This window comes from Psychrobacter sp. TB55-MNA-CIBAN-0194, assembly GCF_040309505.1.
GTDB lineage: Bacteria > Pseudomonadota > Gammaproteobacteria > Pseudomonadales > Moraxellaceae > Psychrobacter > Psychrobacter fozii.
The window spans coordinates 234,609-258,110 of the sequence record NZ_JBEOOW010000002.1 but is presented as its reverse complement, the minus strand read 5'-3'; the positions used below and the strand labels follow the sequence as shown (position 1 = coordinate 258,110).

General features: G+C 42.6%; 17 protein-coding genes and 1 pseudogene. 15 read left to right on the top strand and 3 right to left on the bottom strand.

The genetic code is table 11. The annotated features are described in order from the left end of the window. Nucleotides 1–12 precede the first annotated feature (12 nt). Together AAEY75_RS03660 and AAEY75_RS03655 are read left to right on the top strand one after the other, a co-directional pair. Nucleotides 13–609, top strand: a complete 597-nt coding sequence (locus AAEY75_RS03660) for a hypothetical protein (RefSeq protein WP_197218627.1) — start codon at nt 13–15, stop codon at nt 607–609. 623 nt (nt 610–1,232) lie between these two features. After that, nucleotides 1,233–1,880: a type VI secretion system Vgr family protein gene (locus tag AAEY75_RS03655; protein WP_352258458.1), complete on the top strand. Its 648-nt coding sequence runs from the start codon at nt 1,233–1,235 to the stop codon at nt 1,878–1,880. Nucleotides 1,881–1,888: 8 nt separating this feature from the next. Here the strand turns inward: AAEY75_RS03655 and AAEY75_RS03650 are convergent, their stop codons facing one another. Next, complete coding sequence (locus tag AAEY75_RS03650; RefSeq protein WP_352258456.1) at nt 1,889–4,744, bottom strand: heavy metal translocating P-type ATPase; 2,856 nt, start codon at nt 4,742–4,744, stop codon at nt 1,889–1,891. A 482-nt stretch (nt 4,745–5,226) separates the two neighbouring features. On the opposite strand from AAEY75_RS03650, the gene mrcB reads away from it, so the two are divergent. The 6 genes and pseudogenes from mrcB to purH all read left to right on the top strand — a co-directional run bounded on the left by mrcB (nt 5,227) and on the right by purH (nt 13,240). Then, nucleotides 5,227–7,695 (top strand): penicillin-binding protein 1B, encoded by a 2,469-nt coding sequence (gene mrcB, locus AAEY75_RS03645; RefSeq protein ID WP_197218459.1) that lies wholly within the window; start codon nt 5,227–5,229, stop codon nt 7,693–7,695. Nucleotides 7,696–7,727: 32 nt separating this feature from the next. Next, nucleotides 7,728–8,522, top strand: a complete 795-nt coding sequence (locus AAEY75_RS03640; protein WP_197218458.1) for a tetratricopeptide repeat protein — start codon at nt 7,728–7,730, stop codon at nt 8,520–8,522. Nucleotides 8,523–8,644: 122 nt separating this feature from the next. After that, nucleotides 8,645–9,571, top strand: a complete 927-nt coding sequence (gene prmA, locus AAEY75_RS03635) for a 50S ribosomal protein L11 methyltransferase (RefSeq protein ID WP_197218457.1) — start codon at nt 8,645–8,647, stop codon at nt 9,569–9,571. 182 nt (nt 9,572–9,753) lie between these two features. Next, nucleotides 9,754–10,938, top strand: coding sequence for an MJ0042-type zinc finger domain-containing protein (locus AAEY75_RS03630; protein WP_352258453.1), 1,185 nt, complete (start codon nt 9,754–9,756; stop codon nt 10,936–10,938). Between the two features lie 307 nt (nt 10,939–11,245). Further along, nucleotides 11,246–11,506 (top strand): annotated as a pseudogene (gene fis, locus AAEY75_RS03625) (DNA-binding transcriptional regulator Fis); the annotation flags it as partial. Nucleotides 11,507–11,659: 153 nt separating this feature from the next. Then, complete coding sequence (purH, locus tag AAEY75_RS03620) at nt 11,660–13,240, top strand: bifunctional phosphoribosylaminoimidazolecarboxamide formyltransferase/IMP cyclohydrolase (RefSeq protein WP_110922420.1); 1,581 nt, start codon at nt 11,660–11,662, stop codon at nt 13,238–13,240. A gap of 208 nt (nt 13,241–13,448) precedes the next feature. Here purH and AAEY75_RS03615 read toward each other — a convergent pair whose 3' ends face one another. Both AAEY75_RS03615 and AAEY75_RS03610 read right to left on the bottom strand, forming a co-directional pair. Continuing rightward, the gene (locus tag AAEY75_RS03615; protein WP_352258451.1) at nt 13,449–15,323 is read right to left on the bottom strand and encodes a SurA N-terminal domain-containing protein; all 1,875 of its coding nucleotides are present in this window, start codon (nt 15,321–15,323) and stop codon (nt 13,449–13,451) included. Nucleotides 15,324–15,707: 384 nt separating this feature from the next. Next, on the bottom strand, nt 15,708–15,980 hold the full coding sequence (locus tag AAEY75_RS03610; RefSeq protein WP_045445077.1) for an HU family DNA-binding protein: 273 nt from the start codon (nt 15,978–15,980) through the stop codon (nt 15,708–15,710). A 518-nt stretch (nt 15,981–16,498) separates the two neighbouring features. Here AAEY75_RS03610 and AAEY75_RS03605 point away from each other — a divergent pair. From AAEY75_RS03605 to hscA, 7 genes are all read left to right on the top strand, one after another. After that, complete coding sequence (locus AAEY75_RS03605; RefSeq protein ID WP_352258449.1) at nt 16,499–17,143, top strand: hypothetical protein; 645 nt, start codon at nt 16,499–16,501, stop codon at nt 17,141–17,143. Between the two features lie 533 nt (nt 17,144–17,676). Further along, nucleotides 17,677–18,186 (top strand): Rrf2 family transcriptional regulator, encoded by a 510-nt coding sequence (locus AAEY75_RS03600; protein ID WP_110922417.1) that lies wholly within the window; start codon nt 17,677–17,679, stop codon nt 18,184–18,186. Further along, nucleotides 18,183–19,409: an IscS subfamily cysteine desulfurase gene (locus AAEY75_RS03595; protein WP_197100802.1), complete on the top strand. Its 1,227-nt coding sequence runs from the start codon at nt 18,183–18,185 to the stop codon at nt 19,407–19,409. Before AAEY75_RS03600 ends, AAEY75_RS03595 begins: the two co-directional genes overlap by 4 nt. Nucleotides 19,410–19,558: 149 nt before the next feature. After that, the gene (iscU, locus tag AAEY75_RS03590; protein WP_110922415.1) at nt 19,559–19,969 is read left to right on the top strand and encodes a Fe-S cluster assembly scaffold IscU; all 411 of its coding nucleotides are present in this window, start codon (nt 19,559–19,561) and stop codon (nt 19,967–19,969) included. A 225-nt stretch (nt 19,970–20,194) separates the two neighbouring features. After that, nucleotides 20,195–20,515: an iron-sulfur cluster assembly protein IscA gene (gene iscA / locus AAEY75_RS03585; protein ID WP_110922414.1), complete on the top strand. Its 321-nt coding sequence runs from the start codon at nt 20,195–20,197 to the stop codon at nt 20,513–20,515. A gap of 129 nt (nt 20,516–20,644) precedes the next feature. Then, the gene (hscB, locus tag AAEY75_RS03580) at nt 20,645–21,226 is read left to right on the top strand and encodes a Fe-S protein assembly co-chaperone HscB (protein ID WP_352258446.1); all 582 of its coding nucleotides are present in this window, start codon (nt 20,645–20,647) and stop codon (nt 21,224–21,226) included. 328 nt (nt 21,227–21,554) lie between these two features. Beyond that, entirely contained in the window at nt 21,555–23,435 is a 1,881-nt protein-coding gene (gene hscA / locus AAEY75_RS03575) for a Fe-S protein assembly chaperone HscA (protein WP_197218448.1), read from the top strand. Nucleotides 23,436–23,502 lie beyond the last annotated feature (67 nt).

Sequence of the window (23,502 nt, the reverse complement as noted above, 5' to 3'; positions counted from 1 at the left end):
AGGATTGATCATATGAAAAAAATTTATTTGATAGGCTTGACCTTGCAATTTTCAGCTTCAGCAGCTTCTAATACTTTCTATAATTATGATATTAGTGGATATGGTATTATCAACGACTCTGATGGTCATGTTAATCTGAGAAAACTACCTGATTTAAAATCTAAAATTATTGATAAGATAGATAATGGCACACTCGTTTATTGTTACAATGAGGGTGGCAGAGTAGATGATTTTTGTTATTCTCAAACTAAGAAAGGTCTAGGATATATACATACCTCTAGAATCTTAGTTTTAGAAGATAAATTCAAATATAAAGCTTTGAGCAGCCTTCATGTTTTATATAATAAAAAAAATAAAATCTATATAAGATACAATGAGAATAATTACACAAGCATTTGCATTAACGATAGACTCAATTGTATAAGTCAAGAAAAAATAAAAAATATCAAAAATATTAATATAAACTCTCATGTAGCATACTTTGACAAAAAATCAGGAAATATATACTTAACTGCTTCCAATGGAACTGATGGTAATACACATAATATTGTTTGGACTATTAAGCCTGACAACAGCATTACTCAATGGGTCTATACATTTGATTTCTAAATTTACTTTTTATATTCTGATGATGTAAAATTCCCTATAACAGAAGGTTTAAGCTTGTTGAAAATTCAAGCATATCATATATTTTTTGTTTTCAAACATGCAGCTACTATACTTGAATGTCTATTATAACAGCCTTTGATAATACTTCAAACTACAACTTAGCGGTACCCGTATATATCCAAGGGCTTTTCTCTTTATGTATCGCTATTTTTGTACTCATTTATAAATATCTTAGCTCAAATAAACGACTCTATTATAAGTTCTGATTCAAACAGAACAATAGCCTATTTAAATATGGCTGATAACTATCAAGCAATTGGTGACAAAGATATGGATGACAGCTATGTATATGACCGTTATGATACAGGTAAATACTGTTCAATAAAACCACTACAACTACAACCACTCTTTGCAAGATTTTAATGTCACCACTAGCCATAATTGCAATGGAGATCCTTTGATGATCAAAGGATTTCAGGAATTTAGACAGAGGTCTTATCGTAGCGCAAAAACGACTCAAGCTCTTGTGATTAGTCAAGATAGCAGCGAAAAGTAGGAACGGCTACAGCAAACCTTATCACATCCCACTCAGTCCGCTGACGTTACCATAAACACCAGCACTGATGCAGTCTATCGGTGATGGTGAGCACTTAATCAATACTGGTAGCTTATTGTCCAGCACGCGCCCTAGCCTATTTGCCACGGACAATGAACAAGCAATCGAGAGCGGCTATCGCAACACGGGCAATGGTTTATCAGAGTGGATCACTGATCATAGAACGGAGCAAGCCTACTCACAGCTCAACGTCGATGATGGCCAAGTTGCTGCCACACTCAAGATGGGAATTATTAATGCTGCAAGCGATGGTGGCAGTAGTAAACGTCAAGGCATCAATGCCAATACTAGTGCTCAAATCAATATCAAGTCTGGCGAAGCTTTAGTATTCTCAACTCAGCCGCAAACCCATGCGCAATCTGAGCAGCACAACTATCAACAGCACACCCCGACTCTTACCCAAACGGCATTGGGTGGTCAACATCTGGCTGAGCGTTTAGCACAATTGGCAACGGGGCTAGGACGTCATGTCAATGACTACAAAGCGATTAAAACTCAGTTAGAAAGTATCGCAGAGGATCAGCAAACCAAAACCCATCAACAAGCGACCTATACGCTGATTGATAGCGCTGCTGATACGAGCTATGTCAGTGACGATACGCTGATTCAGCGATCGATGGGTGAGATGATAACTACACTGCCAATGCATTTCTGAAATTAAACCTAAGCACGCTTCAAACGTAAAGCATTCAATACCACAAACAACGAGCTGAGTGACATACCAATAGCAGCGAGCCATGGTGGCACGTAGCCTAACGCTGCTGGTATCAACACAATACTGTTATATACCAGTGCCCAGCGAAAGTTTTGTTTGATGATACGCTCTGTTTTATCAGCGATACGTTTGGCCGCAGTAATAGCCTCAATGTGACCATTTAAAATAATACTATCGCTCGATACTTGCGCCAAATCTGCCGCGCCAGCAATCGAGGTCGAGACATCTGCTGCTGCCAGTACTGGTGCATCATTGAGACCGTCACCAACCATCAGCACAACCGCACCTTCAGACTGCAATTTTTGAATATGGTTGACCTTATCCGTTGGCGATAGACCATTATAAGCAGACTCCATACCCAAACCTTTCGCCATTACTAACGCTTGCGGACTTGGATCACCAGTCAGCATTACAGACTCAATGCCTAGCGCTTTCAGCGTATCAAGCATCGACTTAGCACTGTCACGCACCTTGTCATTAAAGTAAAAACACGCCAGCGCCTGCCAATCGTCTGAATCGTTATTTTGACGAGACAAGACTACCGCTGAGCTAGCACGCTGAGCTACCAAATCAATGGTTATGTCACTATGCTCATTAGCATCATTGGTGTTGTCTAAGGCAAAATTCACATGACCAATTCGATATAACACACCATCGATCATTGCCTCTACCCCACCCGCTGGATAATGCTGTAGTGCTTGCGTGGCTGGCAGGTGCAATTGATAAGCCGCAGTGAGCAATGCATGGGCAATTGGATGGCGACTACCCACTTCTAGAGCAGCAGCAATGGCTAAGACTTTATCTTTTTGGTCAGATACTTGTATTTCTTTTTGATTCAGAGAGTCCGTTAACTCGATATTGAGTAAATTTGGCTTACCATAAGTCAGCGTACCTGTTTTATCAAAAGCCACATGGGTAATCTCAGCAAGCGTTTGCAGCGTATGCCCACGCGTCGTCAAAAACCCATAGCTCGCCAACCGGTTCGTCGATACCGTGAGCGCAATCGGTGTCGCCAAAGACAATGCACAAGGACAAGTTGCGACCAATACTGCGACGGTAGCCCAAACGGCTTGGCTCGGATCAACGATATACCAACCAATAAACACCAAGACGGACAATACTAGAATGCGCGCCACAAACCAACGTGCCAGCTTATCCGCTTGCTGTGCCAATTTTGGCTTTTCACTCATGGCGCGGTTCATAAGTCTATCTATCAAACCTATCTGACTGTCTTCTGGTAGTGCGGTGACCAGCATCTCAAACGGCTGACTATCATTTTGCGCACCACCAACAATATAGTCGCCTTGGGTCTTGATAATCAAGTCGCCCTCACCCGTCAGCAGGCTTTGCGAGACTGTTGCCGTCGAACTGAGCAAAATACCATCACTGATAATTTCAGATCCAGCTTCTACCATGATGATGTCACCCACTTGCAAGCTGTGAGCGGTCACCATTTTTTTGTCTTGTGTACTATTTTTATCTTCGACGCTGACGCCTGTTGTTGGCTCTGGTTTTGATTCTTGTTTTGATAAAGAGAAGCGCTGATTACGCGATTGCTGCCAGTCTTGGGCAATACGTACGGTTAGTTCATGAACATTATCATCTATGCTCTTCATAAAATTAGGCATAGCACTTGATAATTTTTGGTTGCTTATAGGGTCCACATTCACATTATCACGTGAAATATCAGCAGTGCCATCTTCTTCACTGCTAGTCGTCTCATTGAGCATATTCTGCGAAATCTGTTGCAAAATACGCTTAGCAGCTTCTTTATCTTCCGCAACTTTTTGCACCAATACCGGTTCAACCACCACCAAATCATTGGCCATAGTCGCCGCTTTTAGGCGAGCATTATGCTCGATATAGCGGCCTGCCAATAAGAAGAAAATAAACATGCTGACCGAATCGTAATACGTTTCCCCTTGCCCAGTAATCGTAGCATATAAACTGGCGAAGAAAGTCACAATTAGTGCAATACTGACAGGCACATCCATATTGACTTGGCGGGCACGAACCGCTGACCATGCTGATGTAAAAAACGGTAGTCCAGCATAAAAGAATACTGGCGTACTGACGAACAATGAGACCCAACGTAGAAAATCACGCTGCAATATCAGCATATCGCTATATTCACCAAAATAGAGCGCCACGGCATACATCATTGCTTGCATCGAACCCAGCGCAGCGATGCCAAGGCGCAGCAGCATTTGATTAGTATGGCGTGCCAGCATGGCCTCATGCGTGTCTTGACGATAAGGCTTAGCCTCATAGCCGATTTCATTGATAACGGCCAGAATACGGCTAATCGGCAGCTTGTCTTCGTTCCAAATCACTCGCATGCGTTGGTTGGTCAAATTCACCTGACACTTACTGATACCGTTCAACTCATCAAGACGTGATTCAATCAACCACGTACACGCCGCACAACGTAGATTGTTGACAGACAATTCTGCCACCGACATACCATCCTGCGCATACACAAACTGCTGCTTTATTTCATCATGATCATATGCCTCAAGGCGTGTCATTTGAGTAGGCAAGCTTGCCGTACGACTAATCTCCGAGCGATCCAGATAATATTGCTCAAGCCCAGCCTCTACGATACTCTGCGCTGCCAACTGACAGCCCATACAACACATCTCACGTGATTGACCCAGTATCTCGGCATAGAATGGCGGCTGCGGTACAGGATCACCGCAATGGAAACAATCGCCAGCAAGAGGCAGCACTAGACCTTCAATGATCGAGTTGTCTTCATGATGATGGTTTGGGGTAGAGGCTATTGATGGAGGGACACTAGACATAATCGCGCTTACTTCCTTTAGACAGGTTTGCTCGAACCTTATTCGTTTCAAGTTCGTTTCAAGTAAATTCGCTTCGCGTGCAGCTTGCTATTGTTAACAGTACTCAATGCTTAGGTTATAGAACTTAGGTTATAGAACCAAATAAAACAGCAACTTTAAAGTTCTCTTAGCTTTGCTAGCATAAAGTAACACGCAACAATAACAGCGGATAATTCATAAAAAACACATCGTTGTAGCAAGATTAAATTGCTATCGTGAACGACTATTCTATATGGCATCTATAAAAGCAATTAAAAGCTTTTGATGCGTTTATATTAATGTGAATATTTTAATAAAGATTATACTATAAGCAAGTGCTGTAAGCAGTCTCAATGCTCATAGTTTAATACCAATGAATGCTAACTTTGACGATGATAGATTGAAAAATTTGTCATTTTGCGTCATTATGAAGCAGTTTTTTATCCCTAAATGGTGCGATATCAGTGCAAAAATCCAATTCCAAGCTACCAAATACCCAGTTATCACAGTCTGCTAGGCCTATTGTCAGCACGCTACCTTCACAGCAGCGTGGCTTGGTATTTAGTAGTCTTATATTAATTGTCATTATCGCGGGTATGGTGCTGCTCGCGCTATACTTAATCAAACTTGATCGTACCATTACCCATAAGTTTGAGGGTAAGCGCTGGGATATTCCTGCCAAAGTATATTCGCAGCCACTTGAATTATATCAAGGTGCTAGTGTCGATACCGATACGATGAAAACTTGGCTAGAACTGCTTAACTATCAAAGCAACAAAGCTTATGATCGCACTGGCACTTATCATAAATCAGGTAATACCTACTTTATCCATACGCGTGGCTTTACTTATAGCGCCAATGATGTGGACAAAGAGCAAGTCATCAAAATGACTATTAATGGTAATAAGATTTCATCGGTGCAGAGTACCTTACCTGCCAAGAGTGGCATCATTCGCTTAGAGCCTGTCAATATTGGTGGCATTTACCCAGACAGTAACGAAGATCGCATGGTCGTCTCATTAGATGACGTACCACAGCCGCTCATCGATGCGTTGATCGCCACGGAAGACCGTGCGTTTTACGAGCACAAAGGGGTATCTGTACGCGGTATCGCACGCGCCGTAATAAATAACTTTTCTGGTGGCTCTAGACAGGGCGGCTCGACCATTACTCAGCAGTTGATCAAAAACTTCTATCTCAACTCAGACCGTACGCTGAAACGCAAAGCCAACGAAGCATTAATGGCTGTACTACTTGAATTGCATTACAGCAAAGACGAAATTCTACAGACCTATCTAAACGAGATTTACTTAGGTCAGAATGGTAAGCGCTCTATTAATGGTTTTGGCTTGGCCTCACAGTTTTATTTTGGCAAACCACTCAAAGAGCTACGCTTAGATCAGCAAGCCATGCTTGTCGGTATGGCAAAAGGCCCAAGTATCTATAATCCGCGTCGCAATCCAAATGACTCAAAAGAACGCCGTAACATTGTTCTTGGTAATATGCTGGCCGTAGAATCACTTAGCCAAGAAGACTATGATAAAGCGATTGAACGACCGCTCGATATCGTTGAAAAACCTGTTGAGGGTAAGAGCCAGTTCCCTGACTTTTTGGATATCGTTAAACGTGAACTGAATACTGTTTATTATTCTGATGACCTCAAAAACGAAGGTCTCACTATTATCAGTACGTTAGACCCTATTGCGCAATTGGCAGCAGACAAAGCCGTTGATAAAAAACTGGGTGAGCTACGTCGCAAGAGCAGCAAAACCAAAGATTTGCAAGGTGCTCTAGTGAGTGCCAATCCTGAAACTGGCGAGCTGGTGTCTGTGGTCGGCAGTGGCAGTGAGTTTACCGGCTTTAACCGTGCCGTTGATGCCAAGCGTCAAGTCGGCTCATTATTAAAGCCAGTCATTTATATGACAGCGCTTGAAAGCGGACGCTACAACCTCGCAAGCTCGGTAGATGACTCACCAATTACGGTCAATTTAAGTGACGGTACTAAATGGAACCCGAAGAACTACGACAATCGTGATCATGGTTATGTACCGTTTACCACTGCGCTATCACAGTCATATAACCAAGCGGCGGTACGCTTGGGCATGGAGTTTGGGATTGATACCTTTGCCAAACAGTTGAAGCGTATGGGTGTAAAAGAAGACATACCACCATATCCTTCAGCACTGCTAGGCTCTGTCAATCTTAGCCCGATGGATATGCTTGGTGTGTATCAAGTCTTTGCAACTGGAGGCTTTCGCACCCCTATTCATAGTATTCGTACGGTGATAGATGATCGCGGCCGTATCTTGCAACGTACTGGACTCAATACTCAGCGCAGCATCCCGCCTGAGACCAATTACCTCACGAATTACGCGCTACAGCAAGTGGTCGCAACTGGTTCTGCTAAACGTGCAAAATCACTTGGTAGCAATTTAAACTTGGCGGGCAAAACAGGTACCACAAACGACTTTCGAGATGCTTGGTTTGCCGGTTATAGTGGCAACTACGTCAGTGTGGTTTGGGTTGGTCGTGATGATAACAAACCTATCGGTCTAAGCGGTGGTAGTGGTGCATTACCAGTTTGGGTTGATTATATGGATCGTCTCAAGCTGACACCTGTGTCATTACCAGAGCCTGAAGGCATTGAATGGTTATGGTTAGAGAACAACTCAGGTAAGCTCTCTAATGAGCGTTGTACTGATGCCCGTTATCTGCCAGTACTGTCAGCACATCTACCAGAAGAAGCCAGCAGTTGTGCGCTTGGTCTATATCAGCAAGACCGTGCACGCGAGCAGTCACAACTGCAAAATCAACAAGGTAACTTTGAGATTCCAAATGGTGAAGCCGTTGATACCGATAGCCAAGAAAATAGTGATGAGCAAGATGAAAACGATGCCGATACTTGGTATGATCGTGCCGTTGAATGGTTCTAACATTGCTTTTAAACATTACAAAAGGTCTCAACATGTTGTTATTTCTGAAGCACGCTACATCAGTCAAGCCAGCCGTTATTGGTAGTCCTAAAAGGCCTACCTCAGCCAATGCTATACTGGTAACCAGCGCACTTATCAGCATGTTGGGTTTGAGCGCTTGTCAGACTGCGCCGACTACGATGACGACAGCCCCTTCTCAAACTGTCCCATCGTCACAAATGCCTGATACATCTGCGCCTACTGAAACTCAGGCCCCTACCTATGAAGAGGATGCTGACAGCGACTATCCTATCGAGCCTGACAGTTCCGTTGAATCGACCAACCCACTGACTCAAGAGTCTCCGGTGTTTGTACCATCCAACCCTATACCGACTCAGCCTGAAACCGTCTTCGTTATTCCTTCTCGTGAAGAATACGTAGTCCCTGAGCCCTCTATACCGTCACATAGCGACCTGTTAGAACGTGCTAGAAGCAACTCGCAGCAACGAACGCAACAAGCAACCAGTAACAATAGTAACCTGCCAGCGTTTCGCAGTTTAATGCAGACAGGTGTCAATCAGCTCAAAACAGGTCAATTGACCAATGCTGAAAGCAGCTTTACCCGTGCACAGCGCCTAGCACCCAAATCATCAGCGGTATATTTCTATTTAGCACAAGTGGCATTGAAAAAGAACCAACCTCGTAAAGCAGAAGCAATGGCACGCCGTGGTCTTAGTGTCTCTCAAGACGCTAATCGCAGACGCTCGCTATGGCAAATCATCTTGCAATCAGGACAGGCACAAGGTAACTCACGTGTCGTCAGTGAGGCAAAACAAGCATTACGTTAATATCAAAACATATCTAAGTGAATAGATGCCAAGTTTATAGCTTTGTAATCTATTCACTTTTTATATTCTACACTCCATCATTTATCCAAAATATATATTTAATTTAGCTTAAGGTTATCGTTATGGCATGGCAACAACTACATTTACAATGTGAAAAAGCAAACGTCGATTTGGCTGAGGCGCTACTACTAGAGGCAGGCGCACTGTCTATTGCCTTAGATGATGCAGGTGACCAGCCTTTGTTTGAACCATTACCTGGTGAGTCGCCTCTATGGGATGAAGTTATCCTAACAGGGCTGTTTGATGCGACGACTGATGCTGGCAACCGTCAGGCTGTCGAGCAGTTGAGTCATGAAATCGCCGCTCAAGTACAAGCCACCCGTGTTTGGCTGAGTGCTGTCGATGACAAAGACTGGGAACGCGAATGGATGAGTAACTACCACCCTATCGAATGTGCCAATAATCTATGGATCGTACCCAATTGGCTAACGCCACCCAACCCTGACGCGACCAATATTATTATGGATCCTGGACTGGCCTTTGGTACTGGCTATCATGCGACCACACGCTTATGTCTCGATTGGCTAACAGAGCAAGATTTAAAAGATAAAGTGGTCATTGATTATGGTTGTGGCTCAGGTATTTTGGGCATTGCTGCTTTACTATTGGGTGCACGCCAAGTTTATGCAGTTGATATCGATCCACAAGCGGTATTGGCAACCAATCAAAATGCAGAACGCAATGATGTTGGTGACCGTCTACAAGCATTCTTACCAGAAGAATTTACGGATTACTGTTCACAGAATTCTGTCTTGCCAGTAGACGTTATCGTCGCAAATATCTTGGCAAAACCATTAATTGGCCTAGCCCCTTATTTTGCGACTTTAATCACGCAAAAAGGTAGAATCGTACTAGCAGGCTTGATAGAGTCGCAAACTGACCAAGTCACTGATGCTTACCAGCCTTATTTTGCCCTTGATGCAAAACATGCTTTTACAGCGCAAGAAGATCAACATTGGCAACGTCTATCTGGTACATTTACAGGCTAGCAACATTTAATTACATCTGTTACGATAGAGGGCAGTCAGATACCCTGTGTTTGACGCCACTCTATCCGTGCTCATGACCCATAGATTTTTAAACGCTTTTGAATGATGGCATTAGCATCATAGGCAGCCTTTATTGAGTGGCTAAGCGGTATTGATAACCATATTTTTTTGGATTCGACCCTATGACTACGCCAATACAGACCCAGTGCCCTCATTGCAAAAATTGCTTGAAAATACAGCAGGATCAGCTCAATAGAGACAATGCAACAGTCATCTGCGATCAATGCCACCAAAGTTTTTTAGTCAACAAACATCTTGTTGTAAACCCTGATGTTTCTAAGATATCAGCCTCTCCAGTAGAGACAGCAACAACCCAAAAAAAGGATATGTCGACTCCACATAACCACTCTGCACAAACATCTAAAACCAATAATAAAAACAGCTCAGATAACACTAAATCAGCATTTAAAAAACCACCTTCAAAAAAAATCTCCTCTGACATATTAATCCATGATGACATGGATACCGATGAGCCAGACGACACCTCTTTAGAATATGATTCTCTAGACAGTATGGATGCGTGGTTGGATCAAATAAACGAGACCAATTATACTTCAACAGTGTCTGATGAACCGTCAAATGCCATCTCCAAAACAACCAGTAAAAGCATCAGTTCAGCCGTCTCTAATGATATTCACGCTAATATCGATGATACGACTGACAACTCATGGCTCGAAAAGCTTCTTAAAGATCAAAACAAAAGCGAAGACATACTACAAGACGAAACAGACTTATCACGACTGTTACTCGATATGGGCGTACCACTTAAAGACGAAGACAAATCCATTGATGAACGTGTGAGAAAGTCTCAAGAGCAATTTATACCAACGCCGAGGAAACGTTCAGCAGCATCGTTACTATGGATACTCGGGTGTTTAGTGTTGGCACTATTACTCTTTGCACAATATGTCATCTTTAACTTAGAGACCTTAGTAAAAAACCCTGCTCATGCTGAAAAACTCCAAGCAATATGTTCAGCTATTTCGTGTAGCTTACCCAGTGCCGATATAAATGCGCTGACGCTCACCAATACCAATCATAGATCCAGCAACATAAAAATGACGGGTAAATTTAGCGATATAAGCGCTACATTAAATAATCAAAGTGCAAGCACTCAGCTATATCCAAATGTTAAAGTCAGCGTCTATGGTAGCAATGAGCTAATTGGCGAATTTATTGCTACACCAGCTGACTATCTATTAAGTAAGCAAAGCCAACTGGCTGCAGACAGCAACCGTCAGATACTCTTTACTATACCCGTTGCAAATACACAAATCCGCGATGTTAGCATCAGCCCCTTGTACTAAGTTTTGAGCAAAATTGAAGCTTATAACATTGAGTTAATGGTTATCAGTCAGAGAGGTTTGTATTCATACAATTGAGAATAAGCTTTCGTAAATAGCGCCAATGCTAAGATAACTGCCAATATATCAGCGCTAGACGACATTAATTTGATATAATACCCACAATATCTTATGGTTTGATTCTCCCTAATCCCAAGGACATTATCTTATGGCGCCTCATGCACAGCAATATGCTAATCATTTTGCTACAAGCTCTGAGCATCCTGCCGATTATAATAAAGAAAACTACCCTCAGCCGACTCACCACTTTAATGCGTCAGTAGACAGCTATGCGAGTAATGCGCATGAGCCGCTACGAGTACATGTTGAGCGTGTGGTACGACAGTATTTTGCGATGCTAGGCGATGAGACACCCACCGACTTATACGAGCTCATCCTAAAACAAATAGAAGAACCGCTCTTATCTGTCGTCCTTGAAAAAACTCGGGGCAATCAAACCAAATGTGCGCAAATCCTAGGTCTAAACCGTGGCACTTTACGCAAAAAACTCAAAACTTATGACTTAATGTAGCTCTTGCTCTATGAGCGCACTTATCTTTAACAACCATCATTATGCATGGCAATTTAATATTCATGACATTATCCATTGTGATACTGTTTGCAATAATTGTCTTCATCACCTTGCCAGACGTTTACGTCAGGCTTTTTTTATGGAAGTTTTTTTATGAGTACTACCCCACTTGCATTGTTATCGGTCTCCGATAAATCTAATATCGTTGAATTTGCTCAAGGCCTCATTAAAGCGGGTTTTGGCTTGCTATCTACTGGCGGTACTTATCGGTTACTCACAGAAAACAACGTTGATGTAACAGAAGTATCAGACTATACCGGTTTCCCTGAAATGATGGACGGTCGTGTTAAAACGTTACACCCTAAAATTCATGGTGGTATCTTAGGACGCCGTGGTAAAGACGATGCTGTCATGAGTGAGCACGCGATTGACCGTATTGATTTGGTGGTGGTGAATTTATATCCGTTTGCTGAAACCATTGCACGTGCTGATGTCACGATGAACGATGCTATCGAAAACATCGATATCGGCGGCCCTACCATGGTTCGTTCAGCTGCCAAAAATCACGCCCATGTGGGTATCGTGACTGATCCTGCTGATTATGACCGCATTCTTACCGCATTAGGTGATGGTACTGCATTGACAACGGCTCTACGCTACGACTTGGCAGTGAAGGCTTTTGAACATACGGCACAGTACGACGGTATGATTGCAAACTTCTTAGGCAGCCGTGTGAACGAAAACCAAGAAGCAGAAAACTTCTCACGTACATTCAATGTACAGCTTGAAAAAGTCCAAGACCTACGCTACGGTGAAAACCCACATCAAAACGCTGCTTTCTATATTGAAAATCAGCCACTAAAGAGCCAACAAGCTTCTATAGCAACGGCTAAGCAGCTACAAGGTAAGGCACTGTCTTACAACAACATCGCTGACACTGATGCAGCCCTTGAGTGTGTCAAAGCCTTTAGTACGCCTGCTTGCGTTATCGTCAAGCATGCAAATCCTTGCGGCGTCGCAGTTGATAATGACCAAGTAGCTGCTTATAACACTGCCTTCAGTACCGATCCTGAATCTTCTTTCGGTGGTATCATTGCCTTCAACCGCCCATTGACGCTTGCAGCAGCAAAAGCCATTATCGACAATCAATTTGTAGAAGTAATTATCGCGCCTAGTATCGAGGACGGTGTGCTTGAAGCGACTGCTGCTAAGAAAAACGTACGTGTGTTAGTCTGTGGCGAGCTACCAGCACCAGATCAACGCGATATTCAGCTAGACTATAAACGCGTTAACGGTGGTCTACTCGTGCAAGAGCAAGATCTTGGTTTGATTACTGCCAATGATCTAAAAATCGTTACTGATGTACAACCAACTGAAGCACAGATTGCAGATCTACTTTTCAGCTGGAACGTAGCAAAATACGTCAAATCTAATGCCATCGTCTATGCCAAAGGTCAACGCACTATCGGTGTTGGCGCAGGTCAGATGAGCCGCGTTAACTCAGCTCGTATCGCTGCTATCAAAGCAGAGCATGCTGGACTAGCGACTGAAGGCGCTGTCATGGCATCAGACGCGTTCTTCCCGTTCCGTGATGGTATCGATAACGCTGCTGCAGTAGGCATCTCTGCTATTATCCAGCCTGGTGGCTCTATGCGTGATGACGAAACCATCGCTGCAGCCAATGAGCATGGCATTGCGATGGTCTTCACTGGTATGCGCCATTTCCGCCATTAAACTGTCTAGTATCACTTTGAAAACTGGCATTAATAGCCGTACTAAATTGTATATTGCTGTTAATGCTACATTCTTATGATTATGATAAAAACAATAGCCATTAAAAAAGCCACTATAAATAGTGGCTTTTTTGTACGTCAAATTTAATAAGGGTATTTAGAAAATACGATTTAGTAAGTGCGTCACATTTCTCGTAATATCCTGATTTTTAGCGCCCTTGCGCATTCGACATATTGGCTTCATTAATCTCAACTTTATACACCAAGCGTAGATAATCTAAATAGTCTTGTAGCTGATCCTGACCTAAGTTATCACGGATAATGCTAGCCGTTTGCGCTCTTTGCGCATCAGATAATGGCGACTGTGGCTCTGTCTTGATACGATCACCAACCAACAGAGTAGCACCCGTTTCTGTTTCGCTCGCAACAGCCACCACACCATTATTAGCCGCTTGCTGACTGAAAGCCAATCCACGCTCTTTTTCTGTCAATAGCGTCGTTTGACGATTCACTGCACCCAATGATTGAAGACTGACTGGCTGCTTACTAATATCAGCTGACGTTTTAATACCTGCGGCCAACGATTTGGCTTCTTTCAATGCCAATGCTGTGGCTTTCTGTTGACGTAGTATCTGGGTAATTCTTGGCGTAGCGGCAGATAAAGCAAGCGTTTTGGTAGGACGATAATTACTTGGCTGTACCCATACTGTACCGTTACCCACTTCGATACCAGCGGTCACTGCCTGATCCTGAATGGTAAACTCATCAAAAGCTTGCTTGATCACTGCAGGTTGCGACAGTACTGATTTGTTGTTCTCTTTGCGATAATCTTTGAGACGTTTCAATGTTACGTTCTCTTGTTGAGCAATGTCTTCAATACTAAAGCCATCTGCTGCCATGTCATTGATCGCTGTTACTTTATCCGCATACATTTCTTGACGCTTATACTCTGTCGCCTTGACGGTTAAGTCATCACGCATGCTCTCCAAAGTCGGTATTTTACTACCATTGTCTTCGGTCACCGTAAATATTTGATAGCCAAAGCTGGTCTTGATAGGTGCTGTGATATCACCAACACTCAATCCCTCTAACGCTTTTTCAACTGCTGTCGCGTCATTGCCGAATACAGAAGGGTTAAAGCGACCGATACTACCACCTGTCTCTCCTGATGGGTCATCTGACTCTGATTTGGCTAATGCTACAAATGATGCCCCTTTGTCTAAACGCGCTTTAACCGTATCTGCTCGTGCCTTAGCATCATCACCTGTCAATAGAATCTGACTAACTTGACGCTCATCGACGATGGCTTGCTCTTGCTTATAAGCTTCATATTGCTGCTGTAGATCTTCTTTTGTAACGTCTGTCACCTGAATGGTTTGAGGACTGAGTTGCAGATAAGCCAAATCTACCATTGCCGCACTTTTTAGCGTTTCTTTATTGGCATCATAGTAGGTTTGTATGTCATTTTTGCTCAATTTCACCTGATCGGTGTAGTCTTGCCAATTAAAACGATGCAACCAGACGTTGCGCGACTCAAGCTGCAAATCAATCAATTGACTGACCGCTTGCATTGGATACACTGCCGTACCAACGATACTAGCGTTTAACTGATCCAAGCTTAACTGATTGCGAAATTCAGCAAACAACTGATTCTTTGTCATACCGCGCTGACGCAAAAAGTTCGCAAATTGATCGTTAGAAAAATTGCCATCAGCATCCTGAAATACTTCTTCTTGACGCAACAAACGATTAATTGTGTCATCAGAAACAGTCATACCAAGCTTGCCTGCTTGCTGCTCTAGTAGCGTACGATCAATAAGACCTTTTAGGACTTGCTCGTGTAGCACATCCTCATTTAATAGACTGGCATCCTCAACTTGTTCTAATATTTCAGTACGACGGCTATTGACAGCAGACTGGTATTCGGTCAGCCCTACACTTGCGTCACCTACCTGAGCGACTTGGTTGGGATCGACTCCACCGCCAAAGTAACTTTCGACACCCAATAGAGCGAGCGGCGATAGGCATAAAATCAATAAAATGCGACCTGGCCAGCTTTTTAAGAAATCGCGCAATTTATCCATAGTTATCTCTGCTGTATTAACCTATATTGATGAAAAACCATTGTAATATTAATATGAATATCAATGCTATCTAAGCAGGCAATGGTAAAAGTAAGCGCGCGTGCATTTTATATAGAAGGACAAGACTGACTAAAGCAGCCTAGTTTCAACAACGCATCTATCGCGCGCCCTATGATACGTGATTTTTGGTGTAGACTCAAAATATTCACGTTGTATGATACAAACTATAGCAATAAAAAAAGCACCCAAATATTAGGTGCTTTTTTATAATTTAGAGTATGGCGTTGAACCATGCTATAAATCATCTACTACTTTACTATTGGTAAACGCTATGTTTATTCGTATATTACGTCATGACACAGCGCTTACTGATAATAGTATGGCTTAGTTCAAGCGCTCTTTTAAGTTTTTACCAGCTTTGAAGCTAGGTACTTTGCTTGCAGGGATGCTAAGCTCTTCACCAGTCTTAGGGTTACGGCCAGTACGCGCTTTGCGGTCTTTTACGCTGAAAGTACCAAAACCAACTAATGAGATGCTATCGCCAGCTTCTAGCGCTTCACCAACACTTTCCATAACAGCATTCAATGCATCACCAGCTTGGGTTTTGTTTAGACCACTTTTGTCTGCGATGCTATCAATTAATTCTGACTTATTCATAAAATTTCCTTCAAGTTTAAGGGGGATAATAAACGCTCACGCCAAGCATTGTAACGCTCTCATAGCATTTAAGCAATAAAAACTGCCTGACTGACGTATTAACAGGTCTCGCTTTGTTATCGTCTTTATATCAAGGCAGCATAAGGAGCGCAAGCGATTTTACATATTTTTGTTCACTACACTACGTATTTGACACTCAATGTTACGCAAAGTATCTGCAACGGTTCTATCAAGGCACAATGTTCAACTAATGTGACCTTATCTTAAAGATACACCTATATGTTATCTTATCGTTTAGCGCTGGTCAGGTCACATTAATGCACCATCAGTCACAAACACTCGTGTCTTTATTGCCTAACAAATTGTAAAGTAATAATTGACCAACTGACAGAAACTAGCGTTACTTTTTATTATAAAGGCGTTACTATAAGCAAAATATTACTGCACATTTTGCGTCGATTTTGACCCTTGATTGTCTTTTGCCTATAATTTGCCAAATAAAAAAACGGATTATTTACATGAAGCGTTCTACGTTGTCTCACTCTTTTTCTAATATCATTCTGGTGTTCATCGAGTCGGCGCTGACATTACTGTTACGTTTAGATCCTGAACTGCGTAGAGCTGCTTATCCACTTGCCAAGCAAGGCACTGTTGTGGCGTTGCGCTTATACTTACCGCATGTTGAAATTTTTGCCACTTTTAGTACCAAAGGCGTATTGTTAGATGCTCAGCTACCTATCGACCGTAGCGAACCTGATGTCATCATCAATGCCTACAGCCTTCAGGTTATCAATGCCATTACCAATCACGACAGCGAAACGACTGAAAAGTTACAAATGCGCGGTGAGTCTGTGCAAGTACAATTGGTCAAGCAATTCATCATGCAACTCGGTCTGGGCAGCTTGATTCAAGGCTTGATCAAAAAGATAAAAGGTGGCAAAGGTAAGTCTAAGCCAACTGAAGCTGACCTAGCAGAAAAAAAGGAAAACTATAAGTTACGTATTAAGGAACAACAAACCCAGATAAACACCCTTACTATCAAAAACCGTGAGCTTGAAACCACTGTTAAGGAATTACAGAGCAAGCAAAAGATGCTTGTTATTGTGACGGTCGCTGCTCTTGTCATTATGATTGGTACTATCATTGCGTTGTTGATGAATTAATCTCAACGATACGTCATAATTTAAAACGAGGGCTTAATAAAAGCGGCTGATATTCATTACAGGATATCAGCCGCTTTTTGCTTCTTAACTACCTCAATACTCAATTATCTCAACACTTAGTCACTTCAACACTCAATCATCCCAATAATTAGTCACTTCAACAGAATACACAGACAAACTACAACCTTCTGTTTCTTAGCACGTTCAAAAGCTCTAAGCAGAATCTCTATAATCACCGCCACTAAACGGTTTTATGACTGCTTCCAAATACCATTGTTTTTATCAATCATAGTAATAAGCTAGATTAACCATTCAACCACACTTTAATCTTGACTAAATTACTCGGGATTAAGTATAATTGGTCCAATCGTTGCACACATCGGGTCAATCATCTGTTGTTTAATAACGATAAGACACAACTTAGCTGCCCTATGATTTATATCTGTGACTTGTATATTTATACGAATTATCGCAAATATCATCTCGCTAAGATCGTTGTTAACTAAAATGACATAACAGTTTGGAGATAACACATGCGTTTGACTACTCGAGGCAGGTATGCCGTTACTGCGTTACTAGATTTGGCACTACAAACCAGCCAACAAGAAAGTGCGGTATCCTTATCTGATATAGCCAAACGGCAATCGATCTCTATCTCTTATCTTGAGCAATTATTCTCCAAACTTCGCAAACGTGGGCTCGTTACTAGTATTCGCGGTGCAGCCGGTGGTTATCATTTGGCGAAACCATTGGATCAGATAGATGTGATGAGCATCATATCTGCCGTCGATGAGTCTGTAAATGCGATGCAGTGTGAAGGACGTGGTGATTGCCAAGGTGGTACAATGTGCTTAACCCATGATTTATGGTGTGCACTGTCAAATCATATCGAACAGTACTTGAATAATATAACATTAGCACAATTATTAGACATGGAAAACGTGCAGTCAGTTTCCGAACGTCAGCATAGCTCTACCAAAGAGATTTCCATAAAAGACATCAATACTATTACTCTATCGAACAGCGAGGCAAACCCAGCATGAGCCAACATAACAACCTTATATACTTAGATTATGCCGCCACTACTCCAGTAGCTAAATCAGTAGCTGCTAAGATGAGCGAGTATCTGACGGTAGATGGCGTCTTTGGCAACCCAGCCTCGCGCTCACACGGTTACGGCTGGCAAGCAGAAGAAGCAGTAGAGACAGCGCGTCAACAAGTGGCTGAAGTCATTAACGCTGATCCACGCGAAATCGTCTTTACCTCTGGTGCTACTGAGTCTGACAACCTAGCTATTAAAGGTGCTGCACATTTTTACCAGTCTCGTGGTAAGCACATTATTACCAGTAAAATTGAACACAAAGCGGTACTAGATACCTGCCGTGAGCTTGAGCAAGAAGGTTTTGAGATCACTTATCTTGAGCCACAACCAAGCACTGGGCTAATCTTGCCAGAACAAGTTAAAGAAGCGCTACGTGAGGATACAATCCTAGTATCACTTATGATGGTGAACAATGAGCTTGGTACGCTTACTGATGTAACAGCGATTGGTGAAATCACTCGCGAAGCTGGTGTGGTCTTCCATGTGGATGGCGCGCAATCAGTGGGTAAAGTATTGATCGATCTTGCAGAGATGAAAATCGACTTGATGAGTTTCTCAGGTCATAAAGCCTACGGTCCTAAAGGTATCGGTGCTTTGTTTGTTAGCCGCAAGCCACGTATTCGTCTAAAAGCTGAGCAACATGGTGGTGGTCACGAGCGTGGCATGCGTTCAGGTACCTTACCTACGCATCAAATCGTTGGCCTTGGCGCAGCATTTGCCCTAGCCAATGACAGCTATAAAGAAGACAATGCCCATGCAGCAAAACTACGTCAAAAGCTGTGGGATGGTCTACAAGATATTGAAGAGATTTATTTAAACGGTGATTTAGAGCATAGCGTTCCTAACATTGTGAACATCAGCTTTAACTTCGTTGAAGGTGAATCATTAATGATGTCACTTAAAGACTTGGCTGTCTCATCAGGCTCAGCCTGTACGTCAGCGACGCTTGAGCCATCATATGTATTACGTGCTATTGGCCGTCCAGATGAATTGGCACATAGCTCTATTCGCTTTAGCTTTGGTCGTTATACGACTGAAGAAGATATCGATACCGTTATCAAGCAAATGCATGAAGCCGTTGACAAATTACGTGCCCTATCACCACTTTGGGATATGTACCAAGATGGCGTTGATTTAGATTCAGTCGAATGGGCTGAGCACTAAAATTACCAAAAACGAAGATATGGCTATCGAACATAGCCATTAACCGATTGATCAGACAATTACGATTAAGTGTTTGACCCCAATTATCAATGAGTAGCAGCGTTCAAACCAATCAGCTACTGCTCATTATCTAACTAGGAGAAAACCCCATGGCCTATAGCGACCAAGTTATTGATCATTACGAAAACCCACGCAACGTTGGCAATCTTGATAAAAACGCCAAAAATGTTGGTACCGGTATGGTCGGTGCTCCAGCATGTGGCGATGTGATGCGTCTACAAATCCAAGTCGATGATAACGGTATTATCGAAGATGCACGCTTTAAAACTTATGGCTGCGGTTCAGCTATTGCTTCAAGCTCACTCGTTACTGAGTGGCTAAAAGGCAAAAGCCTAGACCAAGCTGGCGAAATCAAGAACAGTCACATTGCTGAAGAATTGGCATTACCACCAGTAAAAGTGCATTGCTCTGTACTTGCAGAAGATGCTATTAAAGCCGCTATTAGCGACTATAAAGGTAAGCATGGCGTAGCAGCAGCAACTGAAGAAGCTGTTATCTAAGGCTAAACCTACTAGCCTATGTGCTGCATGGTATTAGCAGCGCTATAGTAGCAACACGTAAATAGCTGCTGATGCTAAAAAGGTGACAATGACACTTATGTAATTGTCACCTTTTATTTTCTAAGAGCCGCTAGCATATTATCTTGGCAATCTCGTAATTTCAGTTGCCAGTCTATACAGATTTTTTTTATTGATACTTATAATTAATAGTCAATGGGAGTTGGCATGATTGAAATGACAGAACGCGCCGCTCAGCATGTTCGAGACTTTTTGGACAATCGCGGCAAAGGTGAAGGCATTCGAGTCGGTATCCGCACAGCGGGTTGCTCAGGTCTAGCTTATGTTTTAGAGTTTGTAGATACACCTGACGAAAACGACACACGTTATGAAAGCCGAGACGTTAGCATCTTTATCGATCCTAAAAGCTTGGTATATTTAGATGGTTTGTTGATGGATTATGAAAAAGAAGGTCTCAACGAAGGCTTTAAGTTCAGTAACCCTAATCAAAAAGGCGAATGTGGTTGCGGTGAGTCATTTACAGTTTAATGACCTAAACCTTCCAACATTTACGCTCGAAAAACAGTAAACAGTCTACGCTACAATCCGGATTGTAGACTCAGTAATAGAGTATCAACAGACAGACATTTCAAACAAATAAAAAGCAAGGCGTATGATATGACAGACATCACACCAGAAGCACAGTTTGATAACTTCTTTGCTTTATTTGAGCAACCAGTACAATTTGAAGTCAATCAAGACAGTCTCGATCAACATTTACGTCTGCTACAAAAACGTTATCACCCTGATAATGTCGCTAAAAACCAGACTGACATTGCTCAAGCACAACTACAGTCTGAAAAATATTCAGCACTGATCAATCAAGCTTATCAAACGCTTAGCTCGCCCGATAGCCGTGCTAGTTATCTATTAGATATAGCAGATCAAGCTCAAAATCTAGAGCACTCAATCGCAGACTTGGACTTCTTGGAAGATGCGATGGAAATGCGAATGGATTTGGATGACGCTATTGAAGGCAAAGATCTTCCAGCCTTGCAGCAGTTACATCCTCAAATCACAGAGCGTCTCGCAAAACAATCTGAGCGCTTTAGCCATGCTTATGACAGCCAAGATTGGCAAACGGCGATTGATGCGACACAAAAATTGAAGTTTTTGGTCAAGTTAAATGCAGATGTCACGACTGGTCTTGATGACGTTGCAGCTGCGGCGCATTCAGATGACGATGATTTATACGTTTAGATAGCTGTGAACAATTTATTTTATCCAAAGACTAGGTTTTAGATATTTAGTTAAAAAATATTTGGTTAAAATAGTACCGACTATACCGTATAATCATTTATCCCAAAATTTATTGGCCGTTGTACGACTCTATTTGTATGGTAGAGAACATAGTCGAGACAGTCTAGAATTGATACAAGGCAACCGAGCATATATAGCAGTATTAGTTAACACGCTAGGTTCGCGCCGTATTACTTGATAAATATTTTGACTATAATTATCAGACTGTCGTAATGCCTATGTTGCACTTACCCCATTTCACTTATTCATTTTATCTTTGAGTTATTTTATGTCTTTAATGCAAATTGCCGAACCCAATCAAAGTGCCCAACCTCACCAGCATCGTTTTGGTTTAGGAATCGATCTTGGCACCACACGCTCGTTGGTCGCTGTGGTACGTTCAGGCAAGGCGCAAGTATTAGAAGCAAATACCAGCACTGATACCTTGTTACCGTCTGTTGTTTATTATCCAAGCACTGGCAAGCCATTGGTTGGTTATGATGCCCTAGCTCACTTAGCGGATGATCCAAAAAATACGATCGTCTCGGCTAAGCGCTTTATGGGTCGTAGCCAAGCAGATATCAAATTTTCTCACCCTTACGAATTGAGTGGCAATAAAGATGACATGCCGGCTTTTGTCACCGCCCAGGGTGAAGTATCTCCTGTTGAGATTTCTGCCCGTATACTAGCCGCACTCGAGCAACGTGCAGCAAGCGCACTGCCTGAAGATAGTATCGAAGGTGCTGTCATTACCGTACCTGCTTATTTTGATGAAGCGCAGCGTCAAGCGACCAAAGATGCAGCTCAAGCAGCTGGTATCAAAGTATTGCGTTTACTGAACGAGCCAACTGCTGCGGCTGTCGCTTATGGTCTCGATCAAGCCACAGAAGCTAGCGAAAAAGAAAGCTACTATCTAATTTACGATTTGGGTGGTGGTACGTTTGATGTCTCTATCTTAAAGCTGACTGATGGCGTCTTTGAAGTACTAGCCACTGGTGGTAACAGTGCACTAGGTGGTGACGATATCGATCGACTAATCACCAATTGGCTTATCAAACAATTGGCTATCGATCCAAAAGATGTCAGTCTTCATGACAAGTCAATACTTGCGCAACAAGCTAAAGCTTATAAGCAAGCACTGACTGATAGTGAACAAGTCGATATCGACATTGTCGTCAATACTCAATCTTATCAAGGTGTATTGAGCCGTACAGATATCCTGACAATCGTAGAACCTGTTAGCCGCCGTACCTTAAGTGTCTGTGAACAAGTACTGCGTGATGCCAAACTCTCCAGTACTGATTTGGACGAAGTTATCTTAGTTGGTGGTTCAACCCGTATGCCTGCTATTCAGCAAGTCGTGACTGAGTTCTTTGCCAAACAGCCGCTGTGCCGCCTCAACCCAGATGAAGTAGTCGCTCTAGGCGCGGCGCAGACAGCGCATCAACTGGTCAACGGTGATAGTGACAATAACCTACTATTGCTAGATGTGACGCCGCTATCACTTGGTCTTGAGACTATGGGTGGCCTAGTCGAAGTGCTCATACCACGTAACACGCCTATCCCTGTCAAAAAACGTCAAGTATTTACAACTTATCAAGATGGTCAGACAGGCATGGTAATCCATGTTGTACAGGGTGAACGTGAAACTGTCGATAACTGCCGCTCACTTGGACGCTTTGAATTGTATGGCATTCCTTCTATGAAGGCTGGGTTTGCCCGTATTGAGGTTACCTTTAGTATTGATGCCAATGGTCAGCTAACGGTCAGCGCACAAGAGACCACAACCAAAACAGAAAGTAAGATTGAAATTGTGCCTTCTTATGGGTTGTCAGACGAACAAAAAGAGCAGTTACTGATTGCAGGATTTAAGCATGCAGAAGAAGACAAAAATGCACGCTCTTTAATTGAAACCAAAGTAGAGGCTGAACGTGAAATATTAGCACTACAATCGGCACTCAATGAGTTTGCAGCTTTGCTATCTTCTGAAGAGCAGCAATCACTGGCTGATCAAATACAACTAATGCAAGAAGTACTGAGCACTAATGACTTAGCACTTATTGAAGCACAACAAGCACAACTCAAACCCCATAGTGATGCTTTTGCTGCCCGTATTATGAACCAGAGCGTTAAAACAAGTATGGCTGGTACGAGCGCCCAAGATTGGTAGCAAATTAGCTGAATAGCATCTCCATTATATTTTTATTTCTTTAAATTGATTAGCATCGGAAAGACGA

Excerpts from the sequence above, each read along its gene's own strand:
- AAEY75_RS03660 (WP_197218627.1), top strand. The coding sequence starts at position 13 with ATGAAAAAAATTTATTTGATAGGCTTGACCTTGCAATTTTCAGCTTCA.
- AAEY75_RS03610 (WP_045445077.1), bottom strand. The coding sequence starts at position 15,980 with ATGAATAAGTCAGAATTAATTGATAGCATCGCAGACAAAAGTGGTCTA.
- AAEY75_RS03615 (WP_352258451.1), bottom strand. The coding sequence starts at position 15,323 with ATGGATAAATTGCGCGATTTCTTAAAAAGCTGGCCAGGTCGCATTTTA.
- purH (WP_110922420.1), top strand. The coding sequence starts at position 11,660 with ATGAGTACTACCCCACTTGCATTGTTATCGGTCTCCGATAAATCTAAT.
- AAEY75_RS03595 (WP_197100802.1), top strand. The coding sequence starts at position 18,183 with ATGAGCCAACATAACAACCTTATATACTTAGATTATGCCGCCACTACT.
- hscB (WP_352258446.1), top strand. The coding sequence starts at position 20,645 with ATGACAGACATCACACCAGAAGCACAGTTTGATAACTTCTTTGCTTTA.
- iscU (WP_110922415.1), top strand. The coding sequence starts at position 19,559 with ATGGCCTATAGCGACCAAGTTATTGATCATTACGAAAACCCACGCAAC.
- prmA (WP_197218457.1), top strand. The coding sequence starts at position 8,645 with ATGGCATGGCAACAACTACATTTACAATGTGAAAAAGCAAACGTCGAT.
- AAEY75_RS03630 (WP_352258453.1), top strand. The coding sequence starts at position 9,754 with ATGACTACGCCAATACAGACCCAGTGCCCTCATTGCAAAAATTGCTTG.
- AAEY75_RS03640 (WP_197218458.1), top strand. The coding sequence starts at position 7,728 with ATGTTGTTATTTCTGAAGCACGCTACATCAGTCAAGCCAGCCGTTATT.
- AAEY75_RS03600 (WP_110922417.1), top strand. The coding sequence starts at position 17,677 with ATGCGTTTGACTACTCGAGGCAGGTATGCCGTTACTGCGTTACTAGAT.
- iscA (WP_110922414.1), top strand. The coding sequence starts at position 20,195 with ATGATTGAAATGACAGAACGCGCCGCTCAGCATGTTCGAGACTTTTTG.
- hscA (WP_197218448.1), top strand. The coding sequence starts at position 21,555 with ATGTCTTTAATGCAAATTGCCGAACCCAATCAAAGTGCCCAACCTCAC.
- AAEY75_RS03655 (WP_352258458.1), top strand. The coding sequence starts at position 1,233 with ATGCAGTCTATCGGTGATGGTGAGCACTTAATCAATACTGGTAGCTTA.
- AAEY75_RS03605 (WP_352258449.1), top strand. The coding sequence starts at position 16,499 with ATGAAGCGTTCTACGTTGTCTCACTCTTTTTCTAATATCATTCTGGTG.
- AAEY75_RS03650 (WP_352258456.1), bottom strand. The coding sequence starts at position 4,744 with ATGTCTAGTGTCCCTCCATCAATAGCCTCTACCCCAAACCATCATCAT.